At 64.9% G+C, this 17,532-nt stretch carries 17 protein-coding genes; 14 read left to right on the forward strand and 3 right to left on the reverse strand.

What is annotated here, in order from left to right; genetic code table 11:
* Nucleotide 1: 1 nt before the first annotated feature.
* Nucleotides 2-1,060 carry a porin gene (locus AB4061_RS32635; RefSeq protein WP_441640339.1) on the forward strand — a complete coding sequence of 353 codons (1,059 nt, stop codon included), beginning with the start codon at nucleotides 2-4 and terminating at the stop codon, nucleotides 1,058-1,060.
* A 108-nt stretch (nucleotides 1,061-1,168) separates the two neighbouring features.
* On the opposite strand, the gene AB4061_RS32640 is transcribed toward AB4061_RS32635, so the two are convergent.
* Entirely contained in the window at nucleotides 1,169-2,143 is a 975-nt protein-coding gene (locus AB4061_RS32640; RefSeq protein ID WP_441640340.1) for an NADPH:quinone oxidoreductase family protein, read from the reverse strand.
* Between the two features lie 233 nt (nucleotides 2,144-2,376).
* On the opposite strand from AB4061_RS32640, the gene surE reads away from it, so the two are divergent.
* The 5 genes from surE to AB4061_RS32665 are packed head-to-tail and all read left to right on the forward strand — an operon-like array spanning nucleotide 2,377 to nucleotide 6,947.
* Nucleotides 2,377-3,129: a 5'/3'-nucleotidase SurE gene (surE, locus tag AB4061_RS32645; RefSeq protein WP_416049072.1), complete on the forward strand. Its 753-nt coding sequence runs from the start codon at nucleotides 2,377-2,379 to the stop codon at nucleotides 3,127-3,129.
* A gap of 28 nt (nucleotides 3,130-3,157) precedes the next feature.
* The gene (locus tag AB4061_RS32650) at nucleotides 3,158-4,054 is read left to right on the forward strand and encodes a protein-L-isoaspartate(D-aspartate) O-methyltransferase (protein WP_441640341.1); all 897 of its coding nucleotides are present in this window, start codon (nucleotides 3,158-3,160) and stop codon (nucleotides 4,052-4,054) included.
* A gap of 8 nt (nucleotides 4,055-4,062) precedes the next feature.
* A complete protein-coding gene (locus AB4061_RS32655) occupies nucleotides 4,063-4,917 on the forward strand; it encodes a peptidoglycan DD-metalloendopeptidase family protein (RefSeq protein WP_441640342.1) in 855 nt (284 codons plus the stop codon).
* A 6-nt stretch (nucleotides 4,918-4,923) separates the two neighbouring features.
* Entirely contained in the window at nucleotides 4,924-6,102 is a 1,179-nt protein-coding gene (rpoS, locus tag AB4061_RS32660) for an RNA polymerase sigma factor RpoS (protein ID WP_150992413.1), read from the forward strand.
* Complete coding sequence (locus AB4061_RS32665) at nucleotides 6,099-6,947, forward strand: 3'-5' exonuclease (protein ID WP_441640343.1); 849 nt, start codon at nucleotides 6,099-6,101, stop codon at nucleotides 6,945-6,947. Before rpoS ends, AB4061_RS32665 begins: the two co-directional genes overlap by 4 nt.
* A gap of 21 nt (nucleotides 6,948-6,968) precedes the next feature.
* Here AB4061_RS32665 and AB4061_RS32670 read toward each other — a convergent pair whose 3' ends face one another.
* Nucleotides 6,969-7,838, reverse strand: a complete 870-nt coding sequence (locus AB4061_RS32670) for an endonuclease/exonuclease/phosphatase family protein (protein ID WP_441640344.1) — start codon at nucleotides 7,836-7,838, stop codon at nucleotides 6,969-6,971.
* Nucleotides 7,839-8,104: 266 nt separating this feature from the next.
* On the opposite strand from AB4061_RS32670, the gene rlmD reads away from it, so the two are divergent.
* Entirely contained in the window at nucleotides 8,105-9,472 is a 1,368-nt protein-coding gene (gene rlmD, locus AB4061_RS32675) for a 23S rRNA (uracil(1939)-C(5))-methyltransferase RlmD (protein WP_441640363.1), read from the forward strand.
* Between the two features lie 105 nt (nucleotides 9,473-9,577).
* On the opposite strand, the gene AB4061_RS32680 is transcribed toward rlmD, so the two are convergent.
* A complete protein-coding gene (locus AB4061_RS32680) occupies nucleotides 9,578-10,279 on the reverse strand; it encodes a Bax inhibitor-1/YccA family protein (RefSeq protein ID WP_006157746.1) in 702 nt (233 codons plus the stop codon).
* Between the two features lie 339 nt (nucleotides 10,280-10,618).
* On the opposite strand from AB4061_RS32680, the gene ndk reads away from it, so the two are divergent.
* The 7 genes from ndk to AB4061_RS32715 all read left to right on the forward strand — a co-directional run bounded on the left by ndk (nucleotide 10,619) and on the right by AB4061_RS32715 (nucleotide 17,513).
* The gene (ndk, locus tag AB4061_RS32685) at nucleotides 10,619-11,044 is read left to right on the forward strand and encodes a nucleoside-diphosphate kinase (protein WP_006157747.1); all 426 of its coding nucleotides are present in this window, start codon (nucleotides 10,619-10,621) and stop codon (nucleotides 11,042-11,044) included.
* Nucleotides 11,045-11,097: 53 nt separating this feature from the next.
* Entirely contained in the window at nucleotides 11,098-12,252 is a 1,155-nt protein-coding gene (gene rlmN / locus AB4061_RS32690) for a 23S rRNA (adenine(2503)-C(2))-methyltransferase RlmN (RefSeq protein WP_006157748.1), read from the forward strand.
* Nucleotides 12,249-13,028 (forward strand): type IV pilus biogenesis/stability protein PilW, encoded by a 780-nt coding sequence (gene pilW / locus AB4061_RS32695; RefSeq protein WP_441640345.1) that lies wholly within the window; start codon nucleotides 12,249-12,251, stop codon nucleotides 13,026-13,028. The genes rlmN and pilW overlap by 4 nt, the downstream gene beginning before the upstream one ends.
* Nucleotides 13,021-14,025, forward strand: a complete 1,005-nt coding sequence (locus AB4061_RS32700; protein WP_441640346.1) for a helix-turn-helix domain-containing protein — start codon at nucleotides 13,021-13,023, stop codon at nucleotides 14,023-14,025. Before pilW ends, AB4061_RS32700 begins: the two co-directional genes overlap by 8 nt.
* Nucleotides 14,026-14,075: 50 nt before the next feature.
* Nucleotides 14,076-15,368 carry a flavodoxin-dependent (E)-4-hydroxy-3-methylbut-2-enyl-diphosphate synthase gene (gene ispG / locus AB4061_RS32705; RefSeq protein WP_441640347.1) on the forward strand — a complete coding sequence of 431 codons (1,293 nt, stop codon included), beginning with the start codon at nucleotides 14,076-14,078 and terminating at the stop codon, nucleotides 15,366-15,368.
* Between the two features lie 147 nt (nucleotides 15,369-15,515).
* Nucleotides 15,516-16,796: a histidine--tRNA ligase gene (gene hisS / locus AB4061_RS32710; protein ID WP_441640364.1), complete on the forward strand. Its 1,281-nt coding sequence runs from the start codon at nucleotides 15,516-15,518 to the stop codon at nucleotides 16,794-16,796.
* A gap of 84 nt (nucleotides 16,797-16,880) precedes the next feature.
* The gene (locus tag AB4061_RS32715) at nucleotides 16,881-17,513 is read left to right on the forward strand and encodes a YfgM family protein (RefSeq protein ID WP_441640348.1); all 633 of its coding nucleotides are present in this window, start codon (nucleotides 16,881-16,883) and stop codon (nucleotides 17,511-17,513) included.
* Nucleotides 17,514-17,532: the final 19 nt, after the last annotated feature.

Raw genomic sequence — 17,532 nt, forward strand, 5'->3', positions numbered from 1 at the left:
CATGAAGCTGAAATCGATCGCGCTGGCAGCAGTCGGCATGAGCCTGGCCGGTGGCGCCGCGGCGCAATCCAGCGTGACCCTGTACGGCATCATGGATGCCGGCATCGAATATGCCAGCCATGCCGGCCCGAACGGCTCGGTGCTCAAGATGACCTCGGGCGGCAAGAACACGTCGCGTTGGGGCATGCGCGGCAGCGAGGACCTTGGCGGTGGGCTCAAGGCACTGTTCCAGCTGGAGAGCGGCATCGCCATCGATACAGGCCGGCTGGATTCCGACGGCACGCTGTTCGATCGCCGCGCCATCGTTGGCTTGTCCAGCAAGTATGGCCAAGTGGTGCTGGGCCGCACCTTCACCACCACCTACGATTTCATGCTGCCGTTCGACCCGATGGGCTACGCGCCGAATTATTCGTGGGCGACCTCGGCGACCGCTACCGGCGACCGCAAGGATGGCCTGTTCTCGCGCGCGTCCAACGCGATCCGCTACGACGGCACCTTTGGCGGCGTGAAGCTGGGTGCCACGGTGGCGCTGGGTGAAGTGGCCGGCAGCTTCAAGAGCTCGTCCAAGTACGATCTCGGTGTGGGCTACAGCGCGGGCGGCTTTGCCGCGGCCGCTACCTGGGACCGCCAGAACGGCGCGGGCACCAGCACCACGCCCGCCGATGTCACGAATTACATTCAGGGCATCCACGCTGGCGCCAGCTATGACTTCGGCGACCTGAAGCTTTACGCGGGCTACCGCAACTACAAGCGGACCTTCACCACGGCGGCCGCGTCTCACCGCAGCGATATGTACTGGGGCGGCGCGTCGTATGACTTCACGCCTGCGTTCACGTTGTATGGCGCGGTCTACAAGCAGAATATCAAGGGCGGCAGCGATGCCGATCCGATCCTGTTCTCGATGCGTGCCCAGTATGCGCTGTCAAAGCGCACCACGGCTTACCTGTCGGGTGGCTATGCCAAGGCGCGCAACGGGCAGAACGTGAGCTTGTCCCGGGACTTCATCGGCTATGCAAACAACCAGGTGGGCGTGACCGCCGGCTTGCAGCATCGCTTCTGATGCGGGCAGTGATGGCTGCGTGAAACGCCGCCGAGCAAGAAAAAAGCGCCTGGTGCTACGGCCCCAGGCGCTTTTTTTGCTCTTGCACGGCGCCAGAGGCGCGCCACCTCAGGGCACGATGACGATCTTGCCGGTGACCTTGCGGGCTTCCATGTCTTTCAGGGCTTGCGGCGCCTGCTCCAGCGGATAGCGCGCGGAGATATGCGGGCGGATCTTGCCTTCCTTCATCCAGCCCAGCATCTGTGCCATGTTGGCCTGGTTGGCCTTGGGTTCGCGCCGTGCAAAGTCACCCCAGAACACGCCCACCAGCGAGGCGCCCTTGAGCAGCGCCAGGTTCAGCGGGAGCTTGGGGATTTCGCCATTGGCGAAGCCAACCACCAGGTAGCGGCCGCGCCAGCCGATCGAGCGGAACGCCGGCTCGGCGTAGACGCCGCCCACCGGGTCATAGATGACGTCGGGGCCGCGGCCATCGGTCAGCGCCTTCACGCGTTCGCGCAGGTCTTCGGTGCTGTAGTTGATCAGCGCATCGGCGCCATGGTCCTTGCAGACCGCGAGCTTTTCGTCGGTGGAGGCGGCCGCGATCACGCGCGCGCCGATGGCCTTGCCGATTTCGATGGCGGCCAGGCCCACGCCGCCGGCAGCGCCGAGCACCAGCATGGTCTGGCCCGCCTTCAGCTCACCCCGGTCGATCACCGCATGGTGCGAGGTGCCGTAGGTGAGGGTGAATGCCGCAGCGGTCTCGAAGTCGATGCCCGGTGGCATCGGCACCACGGCGGCGGCGGGGGCCTTGGCCTGCGAGGCGAAGGCGCCGTTGCCCAGGTAGGCGATAACCTTGTCGCCGGGTTTGACGTGCGTCACGCCTTCGCCCACCGCGTTGACCACGCCAGCCAGTTCCGAGCCGGGCGAGAAGGGCAGCTGCGGCTTGGCCTGGTATTTGTTTTGGATGATGAGGACGTCGGGAAAATTCACGCCAGCCGCCTTCACGTCGATGACGACTTCGCCCGCGCCGGGCACGAGGTCAGGCAGGGTTTCGAGCACCAGCGAATCAGGCGGGCCCCAGGCTTTGCAAAGTACGGCTTTCATCATGTCTCCGGTGATATGTTCGATGCCCGGCAGAAGATGGCGCAAAAGGGTGCATGCGCGATGCACGCGTGGTCCATGCCAGTTGCGCCAGGCAGGCCCGGGCAAGTGTAGCTCAAAAATAGCACGGTCGTTCTGTTACAAGCTGGCGAGCCGCCGCCGGGCACGGGTTTTGCGGCAGGATTTGCGCTGCGGACAGGCCGCTTGCGGCAGCCTTGTCAGGTACAATCCCGGCCATGCATATCCTCCTCGCAAACGATGACGGTTACCTGGCGCCGGGGCTAGCCGCGCTACATGCCGCGCTGGCGCCGCTGGCGCGCATCACGGTAATTGCGCCTGAGCAGAACCACAGCGGTGCTTCCAACTCGCTGACCTTGCAGCGGCCACTGTCCATCTATGAAGCCCGGGAGGGCGTGCAGAAGGGGTTCCGCTTCGTCAACGGCACGCCGACCGATTGCGTGCATATCGCGCTGACCGGCCTGCTCGACGAGAAACCCGACCTGGTGGTGTCCGGCATCAACCAGGGCCAGAACATGGGCGAGGACGTACTGTATTCCGGTACCGTCGCCGCCGCCATCGAGGGCTTCCTGCTTGGCATTCCCTCGATCGCTTTTTCGCAGGTGGACAAGGGCTGGACCCATCTCGACGCCGCCGCGCGCGTGGCACGCGACATTGTCGAGCGCTATATCGCCAGGCCCTCGGCCGAGCCGTTCCTGCTCAACGTCAATATTCCCAGCCTGCCGTTTGAACACATCAAGGGCTACCGTGCCACCCGGCTCGGCAAGCGCCATCCGTCCCAGCCGGTCATCACGCAGGTCAACCCGCGCGGCGATACCAACTATTGGATCGGCCCCGCCGGCGATGCGCGCGATGCGAGCGAGGGCACGGACTTCCATGCCACGGGCGAAGGCTTTGTGTCGCTGACTCCTTTGCAGCTGGACCTGACTCACCGCGGGCAGCTCGAGCAGATCAACCAGTGGCTGGCATAAGCCCTCGCCAGCGCAGTTGCCGGCCGTCATGAGTTCCGTCCCGCGTCGCCCAAAATTTCCCCTGTCGCTGGACGCGGTGGTCGAGCGCAAGCCCGCGCCGGCGCGTACCGCTGGCATGCCTGCCGTGGGCGGCGCGCGCGGCGCGGCGATGGCCGCCAAATCGCGCGCGGCCAAGGCGCCTGCTGCGCCCACCCCGGCAGCGAGCGCCGTGCAGGCGCGTGCCAGTGCCGCTACGGCGGGCGGCGGTGGCATGGCCTCGGAGCGCGCGCGTGGCGCGCTGGCGGCGCGGCTGCGCGCGGCCGGCATCCGCGACGACCGCGTACTCGACGCGATTGCCACCATCCCGCGCCACCTGTTTGTCGAGCCCGGCCTGTCGTCGCAGGCGTATGAAGATGCGGCGTTGCCGATCGGCCACCAGCAGACCATCTCCAAGCCGTCGGTGGTGGCTCGCATGATCGAGCTGTTGCGCGATGGCCTCGGCGCGGATGAGCCGCTGGAGCGTGTGCTGGAAATCGGTACCGGCTGCGGTTATCAGGCGGCCGTGCTGAGCCTGGTGGCGCGCGAAGTGTTCTCCATCGAACGGATTCGTCCGCTGCACGAACAAGCCAAGGCGAACTTGCGGCCGCTGCGGGTGCCAAACCTGCGCCTGCATTATGGTGATGGCATGTTGGGTTTACCCCAGGCGGCGCCGTTTTCGTCGATTATCCTGGCGGCGGCCGGCATGGAGGTGCCTCAGGCGTTGCTGGAGCAGCTTGCCATTGGCGGGCGGCTGATCGCGCCCGTGGCGGTGCCTCCCTCCGCCGGCGGGGCCGGGCAGACCGTCACACAGCAATTATTGTTGATCGAGCGGCGTAACCGGCATCGCTTTCACCGGACCGCGCTTGAAGCCGTTTTCTTTGTGCCATTAAAATCGGGCACTATCTGAGTCGAACTATGCACAATATCGTGAACACGGAACGTTTCGCCCGCGCCGGGCAGCTCGCTACCGCCTCCCTGCTGCTGGCCTTGCTGGCCGCCTGCGCCTCCTCGCCCATGCCGGCGCCCGTGGTGGACCGCACCTCGGGAGCCGGCGTCGCCGGTGTCGTCCCGCTGGAACCCGCGCCGCCTGGGTACTATCGCGTCAAGCGAGGCGATACGCTTTATCGAATCGCGCTCGAGAACGGCCAGTCCTATCGCGATGTCGCGGCCTGGAATTCTCTGGCCAATGCCAACCAGATCGAAGTGGGTCAATTGTTGCGCGTGGCGCCTCCTGGCGCCGACGTCAACGCGGGCACCGGCGTAGCCACCATGCCGGTGGCGCCGGGTGGCGTGCAGGGCCAGCCGATCGACCAGGCGCGTCCTGTGCCCACGCCGGTTCCGTCGACAGCCACTGCCGGCGGGGCTTCCGCGCCCGTGGCGGCGGCCTCCGCGCCAGCCGCCGATGGCTCGGTCAAGCTGGCATGGCCGGTCACCGGCCAGCTGATCGGGCGTTTCGACGAAAAAGGCAACAAGGGCATTGATATTGCCGGCAAAAAGGGCGATCCGGTGCAAGCAGCCGACGATGGCCGCGTGATTCACGTTGGCCCCTTGCGCGGCTACGGGAATCTTGTCATCATCAAACACAACGATACATATCTCACTGCGTACGGCCACAACGACAAGGTGCTGGTGACGGAGCAGGCAACGGTCCGCAAGGGACAAAAGATTGCAGAGATGGGCAACAGTGACACCGATCGTGTGAAGCTGCATTTCGAGGTACGCAAGAACGGGAAACCAGTCGATCCGATGCGGTATCTGCCGCCACAGTGAGGGTTCATGCCACGCCAGAAAACTGTCTCCACCGGAAGCACCAGCCGCGCTCGGCGTCCCAAGCAGCCGGAGTTGCAGCAGTCCACTGGCGTGGCGCAAGCCGATGCCGATGCAGATTCCGAGGCCTACGGCCAGGACCCGGCCGCCGACCTGGTGCCGCTTACCGATGAGCCCATCACCACGGGCACGGCGGTAGGCCTGCGCGAGGCCGACCTGATGGTCGAGGAAGTCGAGCGCCAGGCCCGCGACGAGGACGAAGAAGAGTCCGAGGACGAAGAAGAGGGCGAGGCCGCCGCCGAGCCGGCCGCGCCCGATCATGACGACTTCCGCACCGTGCTGCACACCGAACTGGCAGCCGACACCGTCCAGCATTACCTGAATCGCATCAGCATCAAGCCGCTCTTGTCCGCGCCGGAGGAACTGCATTTTTCCACCCTGGCCAAGGGCGGGGATTTCTCGGCGCGGCAGGTCATGATCGAGCGCAACCTGCGGCTGGTGGTCAGCATCGCCAAGGGCTACCTCAATCGCGGCGTGCCGCTGCTGGACCTGATCGAGGAAGGCAATCTCGGTCTGATGCACGCCATCGAGAAATTCGATCCCTCCCGCGGATTCCGTTTCTCGACCTACGCCACATGGTGGATCCGCCAGAGCATCGAGCGCGCCATCATGAACCAGGCGCGCACCGTACGCCTGCCGGTCCACGTCATCCGCGAGCTCAACCAGGTGCTGCGCGCCAAGCGCCATCTGGAGAAGGGTGGCACCGACGGCCGCGATGCCAGCCTGGAAGACATTGCCCACCTGCTGGGCAAGACCCCTGACGAAATACAAGACGTGCTCGCGCTCAACGAGCACACCACCTCGCTCGACACGCCATTCGATCTCGATCCCGGATCCAGCCTGCTTGATTTCCTCTCGGACGAGCACAATGCCGCGCCCGACCAGGAAGTCGCCCACCGCGAGCTGGAAAACCTGATGAAACAATGGTTGGCGCGTTTGTCCGAAAAGCACCGCTATGTTGTCGAGCGCCGCTTCGGGCTTAATCACATCGAGCCGGCCACGCTGGAAGAACTTGCCGAGGAAATGGGGCTGACGCGCGAGCGTGTGCGCCAGATCCAGCAAGAGGCGCTGGTCAAGCTCAAACGCCATTTTGCTTCGCAAGGCGTGCGCAAGGACGCTGTTCTATGACACCTGTGCTGGTATTCGACATCGAGACGATTCCCGATGTCGATGGTTTGCGTCGTCTGCACGACCATCCCGACTCCATGACCGATGCCGAGGTCGCCGAACATGCTTTCGCGGCCCGCCGCGAGAAAAACGGCACCGATTTCCTGCCACACTACCTGCAGCGCATCGCGGCCATTTCCTGCGTGCTGCGCCGTAACCAGCGCGATGGCACACCGGTTTTCCACGTGGGCTCGCTTGGCACGCTGGAAGACGGCGAGGCGGTGCTGATCCAGAAGTTCTATGACCTTGTGGCGCGCTACTCGCCCCAGATGGTGTCGTGGAACGGTGGCGGCTTCGACCTGCCCGTGCTGCATTACCGCGGGCTGGTGCATGGCATCGTGGCGCCGCGCTACTGGGAAATGGGCGAAGGCAGCGAGTCCGACAGCCGCGAATTCAAGTGGAACAACTACATCAGTCGTTACCACATGCGGCACCTGGACCTGATGGACCTGCTGGCGATGTACCAGCCGCGAGCCAGCGCACCGCTGGACGATCTCGCCAAGCTGTGCGGCTTTCCCGGCAAGATGGGCATGGACGGCAGCAAGGTCTGGCAGGCCTACCAGGACGGCCAGTTGCCCGCGATCCGCGATTACTGCGAAACCGATGTCGTCAATACCTACCTGGTGTACTGCCGCTTCCAGTTGATGCGCGGCGGCCTGACGCCGAAGCAGTTCGATACCGAAATCGAATTCGTGCAGGAGTCGCTCGCCGAGTTGCCGGGTTCGCAGTGGATCCAGTACCTCCAGTCTTTCCGCATCAAGCCGGTGTATGCCGGCGGCGATGACGACGAAGAACTGGAAATCTAAGCGCCCCTCCGTGACAGACCCTTATTCGTCCGCCAGCGACAAGTAGATCGGCTGGTGGTCGGATGCCCGCGTTTCGCCATCCACCTCGCAGCACAGCACGCGCGACAGCAGGTCCTCTGTCAGGAATGCGAAGTCACAGGCAAACGGCGCCTGCGGCCATTGCTCCCTGTCATACAAGGCGCAAGTTGGCGCATGGGGCTTGCCGGGGTGGGTATGCGTCCAGGCGTCGTGCCAGCCGATGATGCCGGTTTCGTGGCAACCGTCGTATGGCGCCAACATGCGCAGGTAAGCGATATCGTCCGGCGCGCCGTTGAAATCGCCGCACAGCACGGCGGAAGCGGGCCGTGCTTCGGGTGTGAACGGGCCGGAGCCCGTCTCGCGCAGGCCGGGTTGGCTGGCGTGCTCGCAGGCCTCGCGGTGCCAGGCGCGCAGCGCGTCGGTCTGGGCCGCGCGCTGATGTGTCGAGTAATACTCCAGGTGGGTGCAGATCACACGCAGGCGACGTTCTCCCGTCATTACCGTTGCTTCCAGCGCCACACGCGGCATCGACGGGACGGTTGGATCGGTGGGCCAGGGCAGGGCATGGCGAAACACTTCGAGCAAGGGCAGGCGGGTGGCGATGAGGTTGCCGAACTGGCGTGGCGCGCCGTCCACTGTGAAACGGTCCACCGCAGGCGCGTAGAGGATCCGGTAGCCGGGCAGCAGCGCCGCCAGTTCGGCTACCTGGTCGGGCCCAGGCGCGCCTGCGAGGTCGGAATAGCCGCGCGTCACCTCCTGCAGGCAGAGTACATCGGCGTCGGCGATCGCGTGCAGCGTCCTGACGGTGCGGGCCAGGTCGACGCGCCCGTCGGCGCCACGACCCCACTGGATATTCCAGGAAATCAGTTCCATGTCGCCCCCTGCTCGGTTGCCGCGGCGCGCGGTGCCGGTGTTCTGTGCCGGGAGTGCCTCGCGCGTGCTGCACCCATGTTGCGCCTATCTCGCGCGCTTGTCCCGGTCTTCATGCCACCGGGCTTGCCGCAGGGCCGCCCGGCTGTGCGTCTGGACTACAATCGCGCTTTCACAAAACAATACGTCAGGTTCCCCAGGTGTCTCAAGCCGTGACTCTTACGCAAGCCCATTCTGCGCCAGAAGGTGGCGCTTTCGCCTCCCCGGCCGTGCCCGCACCGGTCAAGCCTGTGCCCGTGCAGCTGCCCGTCGTGCAGATCCACAGCCTCGACATGGAGGCGCGCGGCGTTGGCCGGCTGGTCAATGAGGATGGCAGCCCGGGCAAGGTGATTTTTGTCGAGGGCGCGCTGCCGGGCGAGACCGTCAGCTACAGCAGCTTCAAGCGCAAGGCCAGCTTCGAGCAGGCCAACCTGGGCATGATCAAGAAGGCCTCATCGATGCGCGTGAAGCCGGGCTGCGAGTATTTTGGCGTTTGCGGCGGTTGTTCGATGCAGCACCTGGACGCACGCGCGCAGGTGGCCATCAAGCAACGCGTGCTGGAAGACGATCTCTGGCACTTGTCGAAGCTGCGCCCGGACGTGGTGTTCCGCCCGATCGCTGGCCCGGACTGGGGCTACCGCTACCGGGCGCGCCTGACAGTGCGCTACGTGGCAAAGAAAGGCGTCGCGCTGGTCGGCTTCCATGAGCGCAAGAGCAGCTATGTGGCTGATATGGCGAGCTGCAAGGTTCTGCCGCCGCACGTATCGGCCCTGCTGGTGCCGCTGCGGGAGCTGATCACGGGTTTGTCGATCCGCGACCGCCTGCCACAGGTGGAACTGGCGGTGGGGCAGGACGTGACAGTGCTGGTGCTGCGCATCCTGATGCCGCTGACCGAGGCCGACGAGGCGTTGCTGCGCGCCTTCGCCGACCAGCATGGCGTGCAGTTCTGGCTTCAGCCCAAGGGCCCGGACACGGTGGTGCCGTTCTACCCGCTGGACCGCGAACTGGCCTACACGCTGCCGGAATTCAATATCCGCATGCCGTTCAAGCCGACCGACTTTACCCAGGTCAACCACCAGATCAACCGCGCGCTGATCGGCCGGGCGCTGCGCTTGCTGGACGCCCAACCGGATGACCGGCTGCTCGACCTGTTCTGCGGCATTGGCAATTTCACGCTGCCGCTGGCCACGCGCGGCCGCTCGGTGATGGGCATCGAAGGCAGCGAGGTCCTGACCACCCGGGCACTGGCCAATGCGGTCATCAACGGGTTGGACCACAAAACCGAATTCGCCTGCAGGAACCTCTTCGAGGTGGGTGCGGAAGACATCGCCGCGCTGGGCCGTTTCGACCGCTGGCTGATCGACCCGCCGCGCGAAGGTGCGCTGGCGGTCAGCAAGGCGCTGGGTGAACTGGCTCAGGCTGGCAGCGACGTGCTGCCCAAGCGCATCGTCTACGTCTCGTGCAACCCGGCCACGCTGGCGCGCGATGCCGGCTTGCTGGTGCACGAGGCCGGCTACCGGCTTTCCGGTGCTGGCGTGGTCAACATGTTCCCGCACACCTCGCATGTGGAATCGATTGCGGTGTTCGACCGCGGCTGAGCGACTGAGGAAGGCGGGCGCGGCCTTGCGGCCGCGGCTAAGAAAAAAGGCCAGCGCGGGTGCGCTGGCCTTTTGGTCTGGGGCAGGGCGGCGGCGGCGCCCGCCTTAGTCGCGGTTGCCGCCGAAAATGCCCAGCAGCGCCAGCAGGTTGGCGAAGACGTTGTACACGTCCAGGTAGATCGCCAGCGTTGCCGTGATGTAGTTGGTCTCGCCACCGTTCAGCACGCGCTGCACGTCAAAGAGGATGTAGGCGGAGAAGATGCCGATGGCGATCACCGAAACCGTGATCATCAGCGACGGCAGTTGCAGCCAGATGTTGGCGACGCTGGCCAGGATCAGCAGGATCACGCCGACGAACAGGAATTTGCTCAGCCCGGAGAAATCGCGCTTGCTGACGGTAGCGATGGTAGCCATGGCGCCAAACACCGCCGCTGTGCCGCCAAAGGCATACATGATCAGTGCAGGGCCATTGGAGAACTGCAGCACCGACCCGATCAGGCGCGACAGCATCAGCCCCATGAAGAAGGTGAAGGCCAGCAGCAGGACCACGCCCATGCTGCTGTTCTTGGTCTTCTCGATGGCATAGAAGAAGCCGAACGCGATGCCCAGGAACAGGATCATCGACAGGCCGGGGCTGCCTTTCATCAGGCTGAAGCCCGTGGTGACGCCGATCCACGCACCGATGACGGTGGGAATCATCGAAATGGCAAGCAACCAGTAGGTGTTGCGCATGACCCGATTGCGCACCACGACGTCGCTCGTCGCGGTGCCGCTGCCGAAACTGTATGTGTTCAGCTTGTTATCCATGGTGACTCCTGTCTCGAAACGGTGAGGCGCCGGGGTAACCCAGGCGGGCACAACGCCAATGTGGCATCGCAGTAACGGAATTGCAAGGGTTGAGGGAACGTATCAGCCACATTTTCGCAAAATCCGCGCTGCCAGTGGTGATTTGATCGCAACCGGCCTCCCGCGTTCCCTGCGCGTGGCACGTCATTTAAAGTGATTTTTAAGTGACTTTATGGTGTGTGCCGTGCCTTGGTTGGCTCCCGGGAACCTGCGGCCATGGGGCATCTCGAAACCATAACCGTCTCGTGCTAGAATTGCACGTTTACTTGACTTGTAACCCCTTCATTTTTTGGAGTTTTTATGGCGATCGAACGCACCCTGTCGATTATCAAGCCGGATGCCGTGGCAAAGAATGTCATCGGCCAGATTTACGCTCGTTTCGAGGCCGCAGGCCTGAAGATCGTGGCTGCCAAGATGGTTCACCTGTCGCGCGGTGAAGCCGAGCAATTCTACGCAGTGCACGCTGCCCGCCCGTTCTTCAAGGACCTGGTGGACTTCATGGTTTCCGGCCCGGTCATCATCCAGGCCCTGGAAGGCGAGAACGCCATCGCCAAGCATCGCGACCTGATGGGCGCAACCGACCCGAAAAAGGCAGAAGCCGGCACGATTCGCGCCGATTTCGCTGACAGCATCGACGCCAATGCCGTTCACGGCTCGGACGCAGCAGAAACCGCTGCCGTCGAAATCGCTTTCTTCTTCCCCGGCATGAACGTTTACAGCCGCTGATTGTCTGGTCTATTCCACAAGACTAGACTGCCATAGAAGTTGATACTGCCGTCATGAACACTCTCGTCAACCTGCTCGATCTGGATGCGGACGCGCTTACCGCCTATTGCGGAGAGCTCGGCGAGAAGCCGTTTCGTGCGCGGCAGTTGCAGCGCTGGATTCACCAGTTCGGCGCCAGCCGTTTCGATGCCATGTCGGATCTCGCCAAGTCGCTGCGCGAAAAGCTCGCCACGCGCGCCGAGATCCGCTCGCCTGCCGTCATCACCGACAACCTGTCGGCCGACGGCACGCGCAAGTGGCTGCTGGACGTTGGCGCCGGCGATGCGGTGGAGACGGTGTACATCCCTGAGGAGACGCGCGGCACGCTGTGCGTGTCTTCGCAGGCGGGGTGCGCCGTCAATTGCCGGTTCTGCTCGACCGGCAAGCAAGGCTTCTCGCGCAACCTGTCCACTGGCGAGATCATCGGCCAGTTGTGGATGGCCGAGTTTGCCATGCGTGCCCAACTGGGCCGTGGCGCCAAGGACGACCGCGTCATCTCCAACGTGGTGATGATGGGCATGGGCGAGCCGCTGCTCAACTATGACCAGGTTGTGCCGGCCATGCGCCTGATGCTGGACGACCATGCCTACGGGCTGTCGCGCCGGCGCGTGACGCTGTCCACCTCCGGCGTGGTGCCGATGATGGACCGGCTGGCCAAGGATTTGCCCGTGGCGCTGGCGGTATCGCTGCACGCGTCCAACGATCCGTTGCGCGACATGCTGGTGCCGCTCAACAAGAAGTACCCGCTCGCCGAGCTGATGGCGGCTTGCCGCCGTTACCTGGAATTCGCCCCGCGCGATTTCATCACTTTCGAATACTGCATGCTGGATGGCGTCAATGACGGCGTCGAGCATGCCCGGGAACTGCTGAAGCTTGTGGCCGATGTGCCCTGCAAGTTCAACCTGATTCCGTTCAACCCCTTCCCGGAGTCGGGCCTCAAGCGCTCAAACAACGAGCAGATCCGCCGCTTCGCCCAGGTCCTGATGGACGCCGGCATCGTCACCACCATCCGCAAGACGCGCGGCGACGATATCGATGCCGCTTGCGGCCAGCTCGCGGGCGAGGTCAAGGACCGTACCCGCCTGGCCCAGCGCGGCAAGTTCGGCAAGATCACGCCGATTGTGGCGGCGCCCGCGGCCGGCCAGCCGCAAGAGGCCCGGCCTGCATGACCCGTCTGATAGTTGCGGTCCTGATGGGGCTGGTGCTGCTGTCCGCGTGCCAGTTGCCGCCGCCGGCCAAGCCCGAGTTGCAGACCGCATCCGACCAGACCGAGCTGAGCCGGCGGGCTACTATCCGTCTCCAGTTGGCTACCAGCTACCTTGAAGCCGGACAGTACACCGTCGCGCTGGACGAGGCCAAGCAGGCCATTGCCATCGACCCGACGCTGGTCGACGCGTACCATATCCGCGCGTTGGTCTACATGAACATGAACGAGCGCGTGCTGGCGGAAGAGAGCTTCCGTAGCGCGCTGGCCATGCGCGCCGATGACGGCGACGTGCTGAACAACTACGGCTGGTTCCTGTGCGTGAACGGGCGCTATGCCGAGGCCGTGCCTTACCTGGAGCGCGCGGTCAACGCGCCTTCGGCAAGCGGGCCTGGCAAGGCACTGACAAGCCTTGGCGCCTGCCAGCTGCGCAATGGCAACAGCGAGGCAGCCGAGAAGAGCTTGTTCGGCGCCTTGCGCTACGATCGCAACAATCCGGTAGCCAACAACAACCTGGCGCTGCTGTATTACCAGCGCGGGGACTACCAGCGTGCCCAGCAGTATATCGGCCGCATCAACAGCAGCAATTTCGTCAGCGCGCAATCCCTCTGGCTGGGTGCGCGCATTGCCCGCCGTCAGGGTGATGTAGCGGCGCAGAATGCCCTGGTGGCACAGCTGCGCAGCCGTTTCCCCGATTCGCGTGAGTTGACCGCATACGAACAAGGAGCATGGGATGAGTGAGCACGAGCGCGCCGAAGGCCAGACTGCAGCGACGGGTCATGCGGGGGGTACCCCTGCGGATGCCGGGCGCGAGGCGGTGGCGCGCGAGATCGGCGAACGCCTGGCGCAAGCGCGCAAGGCTCAGCGTTTCTCGCTGGAAGATGTCAGTGCGCGGCTGAAGGTCGCCTCGCACAAGCTGGCCGCCATCGAGCAGGGCGACGTCGCGGCACTGCCCGACGTGACCTTTGCCAAGGGTGTGATGCGCGCCTACGCACGCATGCTCCAGATCGACATCGACGCCTTGCTGGCGCGTTTCCACGCGCAGGCTGTGCCGGTAGTGGAAATCGGCATGCGCCGAGAAGGTGGCCTGAACGAAAGCTTCGACGACCGTAACCGCTTTGGCTCCGGTGGCTCCGGCGGCCGGTGGATCTGGCTGGCCCTGGTGGTCGCCGTGATCGGTGGCGGGGTGCTGTTCGGGCTGGACCACTTCAAGCAATGGATCGAGGCGCGCAAGGAAACGCTTACGGCACCCTCGGCGGCCGAAGCCACGGTGCAAGGCAGCGAGCCCGGTACCGTCACGGCCGCACTGCCGCCGGTGATGGCCGCGTCCGATGCCCCGGCGCCGTCCGAGTCGCTGCCCGCCAGCGGTCCGGCGGCGGTGGCGCCAGCGCTTTCGGCGGCACCCGCACCTTCGGCAGCACCAGCTCCGGCCGCCGTGGCCGCCGTCTCCGCGGTCGCTGCTTCAGCGGCAGTGCCGGCCCCCGCAGCGGCAGACGGGGCCGCCGAGCTGCGCATCCGTTTCGCATCGGACACCTGGTACGAGATCCGCGACCGTAGCGGCAAGGTTGTGCTCGGCGGGACTGCGCGCGCGGGCCAGGATCTCAGCGGCGGCGGTACGCCACCGTACAAAATCGTGATCGGCAACGTCAAGGGCGTCGAGTCGCTGACGCGCAACGGCGCGCCGGTCGACCTGAAAGCGGCCAACCGCAATAACGTGGCGCGCCTGACGCTGCCCTGAACATCGTTTCTCCAGCCATGCGCAACGCCGCATTGCAAGGTGGTAATGCTATGAACCAAAAGGCTTGTATGCCGGTGCTGCCCGGCCCGCTGCCCCGCCGCAAAACGCGCCAGGCGCGCGTGGTGTGGGGCGACAACGTGGTCACGATCGGTGGCGACGCTCCCGTGCGCGTGCAGTCGATGACGAACACCGACACGGTGGACGCCATCGGCACCGCGATCCAGGTCAAGGAGCTGGCGCGTGCCGGTTCCGAAATCGTGCGCATCACGGTGAACACGCCGGAAGCCGCGGCTGCGGTGCCCGCCCTGCGCGAGCAGCTGGACCGCATGGGCGTGAACGTACCGCTGGTGGGCGACTTCCACTACAACGGCCACACGCTGCTGCGCGATTACCCCGACTGCGCCCAGGCGTTGTCGAAGTACCGCATCAACCCCGGCAACGTGGGGCAGGGCGCCAAGCGCGATACGCAATTCGCGCAGATGATCGAGATGGCCTGCCGCTACGACAAGCCGGTGCGCATCGGCGTGAACTGGGGCAGCCTGGACCAGTCGCTGCTGGCGCGCATCATGGACGAGAACGCCCAGCGTGCCGAGCCGTGGCCGGCGCAGAACGTGATGGTCGAGGCGTTGATCACCTCCGCGATCGAGTCGGCGAAGAAGGCCGAGGAAATCGGGCTTTCGGGCGATCAGATCATCCTGTCGTGCAAGGTCTCGCAGGTGCAGGAACTGATCGCTGTGTATCGCGAGCTGACCAAGCGCTGCGACTACGCATTGCACCTCGGGCTGACCGAGGCGGGCATGGGCAGCAAAGGGATCGTGGCCTCCACCGCCGCGCTGTCGGTGCTGCTGCAGGAAGGCATTGGCGACACCATCCGCATTTCGCTGACGCCGGAACCCGGCGCTGCGCGCGAGAAGGAAGTCTACGTGGGGCAGGAGATCCTGCAGACCATGGGCCTGCGCAACTTCACCCCGATGGTGATTGCCTGCCCGGGCTGTGGCCGTACCACCAGCACCACCTTCCAGGAACTGGCATCCAGCATCCAGAGCTATCTGCGCGAGCAGATGCCGACCTGGAAGACCGCCTACCCCGGCGTGGAAGAAATGGATGTGGCGGTGATGGGCTGCATCGTGAACGGGCCGGGCGAAAGCAAGCATGCCAATATCGGCATCTCGCTGCCGGGCTCGGGCGAATCGCCGGCGGCGCCGGTGTTTGTCGACGGCGTGAAGGTCAAGACGCTGCGCGGCGATCGCATCGCCGAGGAATTCCAGGCGATCGTGGACGATTATGTGCGCACCCACTACGGCAACAAGGCCGGGAGCGCCGGCAATGAGGTGGCAGCCTGAGCCGTTGCGGCCAGGCGCTACAGGGAAAGACAAGACACAATGAACCAACCCGTGAATCCGGCGGCCGCCAGCGATGGCGCCAAGGCTGCCGACAGAAAGGCAGAGAGCAAGAGCAAGGCGGTGAAAGCACTGCAGGGCGTCAAGGGCATGAACGACATGCTGCCCGCCGACGCACCGCTGTGGGAGCATTTCGAGAACGCCTCGCGCGCGATGCTGCGTGCCTACGGCTACCAGCAGGTCCGCACACCCATCGTTGAGCACACGCAGCTGTTCGTGCGCGGCATCGGCGAAGTCACCGACATCGTCGAGAAGGAAATGTATTCCTTCACCGATGCGCTCAACGGCGAGCAGCTGACGCTGCGCCCCGAGGGCACGGCGGCCGCGGTGCGGGCCACCATCGAGCACAACCTGCTGTACGACGGCCCCAAGCGCCTGTGGTACACCGGTCCGATGTTCCGCCACGAGCGTCCCCAGCGCGGGCGCTATCGCCAGTTCCACCAGCTCGGCGCCGAGGCCCTCGGCTTTGCCGGCCCGGACGTGGATGCCGAGATCATCATGATGTGCCAGCGCCTGTGGGATGACCTGGGCCTGGTCGGCGTGCGCCTCGAACTCAATTCGCTGGGCCAGGCCGAAGAGCGCGCCGCGCACCGCGAAGAACTGATCAAATACCTGGAAGGCTTCCAGGGCATTCTTGACGAAGATAGCAAGCGCCGCCTGTACACCAACCCGCTGCGGGTGCTGGATACCAAGAATCCCGCGCTGCAGGAAATGGCAAGCAACGCGCCCAAGCTGATCGATTTCCTGGGCGAGGAGTCGCTTGCCCACTTCGACGGCGTGCAGCGCCTGCTCAAGGCCAACAACATCCCGTTCAAGATCAATCCGCGCCTGGTGCGCGGGCTGGACTACTACAACCTGACGGTGTTCGAGTGGATCACCGACAAGCTCGGTGCGCAGGGCACCATCGCCGGCGGCGGCCGCTACGATCCGCTGATCGCGCAGATGGGCGGCAAGGCGGCACCGGCTTGTGGCTGGGCGATGGGCATCGAGCGCATCATTGAACTGCTGCGCGAGGAAAAGCTCGTGCCGCAGGCGGAAGGCGCCGATGTGTACCTCGTCCACCAGGGCGAAGCGGCTGGCCAGCAGGCCATGATCATCGCCGAGCGCCTGCGCGATGCCGGCCTCGACGTGCTGCTGCATGCCACGCCCGACGGCAAGAGCGGCAGCTTCAAGTCGCAGATGAAGCGCGCCGACGGTAGCGGTGCGGCCTATGCCGTTATCATTGGCGAGGATGAGGTGGTGGCGGGCACGGCACAGGTCAAGGGCCTGCGCCAGGGCGCCCAGGCCGAAGGCGGCGGCGCGCAGGTGACGGTGGAGGCTGAAAAGCTGGTCGACCACATCATCGACGCCATGGTTGGCGCCAGCGAGTAAGCCTGCAGGTCAGCGGCGGCATCGGAACCAGGGACCGCAAGAGCGCGGTCCTTCATACAAACAAACGCGGGTGGATCCCTCGACATGGCTTACGATCTAGAAGAACAGGAACAGCTTGAGAGCCTCAAGGCCTGGTGGCGCCAGTACGGCAACACCGTGACCTGGGCCTTGATCGCCGGCTTGCTGGCCTTCGCTGCCTGGAGCGGCTGGAACTACTGGCAGCGCAAGCAGGCTGGGGAAGCGGCGCTGCTGTACGAGCAGGTGGTCAAGGCGGCCGAGAGCCGCGATGTCGAGCGGATCAAGCGCGCCGCCGGCGACCTTGAGGAAAAGTTCGGCAAGACCGCCTACGGCCCCATGACCGCGCTGGTATCGGCCAAGGTGCTGTACGATGCAGGCGACCTGGCTGGTACGAAGGCCCAGTTGCAATGGGCGATCGACCACGGCGATGGCGAGTATGCTCACCTCGCGCGCGTGCGCCTGGCTGGCGTGCTGCTTGACGAGAAGGCCTACGACCAGGGCCTGGCACTGCTCAAGGACGAGCCGCCGGCACCGTTCGTGGCGCTGTATGCGGACCGCCGGGGCGATCTGCTGGCTGCCCAGGACAAGCGCCCGGAAGCCCGCTCGGCCTACCAGAAGGCGCTCGACAAGCTGAGCGCCAATGATGCAGCCATGCGCCAGATCATTCAGTTCAAGCTTGACGCGCTGGGCACCGCCTGACGGCGGTTGGCCCGGCTCG

This window comes from Cupriavidus sp. YAF13 (genome assembly GCF_052113425.1).
Taxonomy (GTDB): domain Bacteria; phylum Pseudomonadota; class Gammaproteobacteria; order Burkholderiales; family Burkholderiaceae; genus Cupriavidus.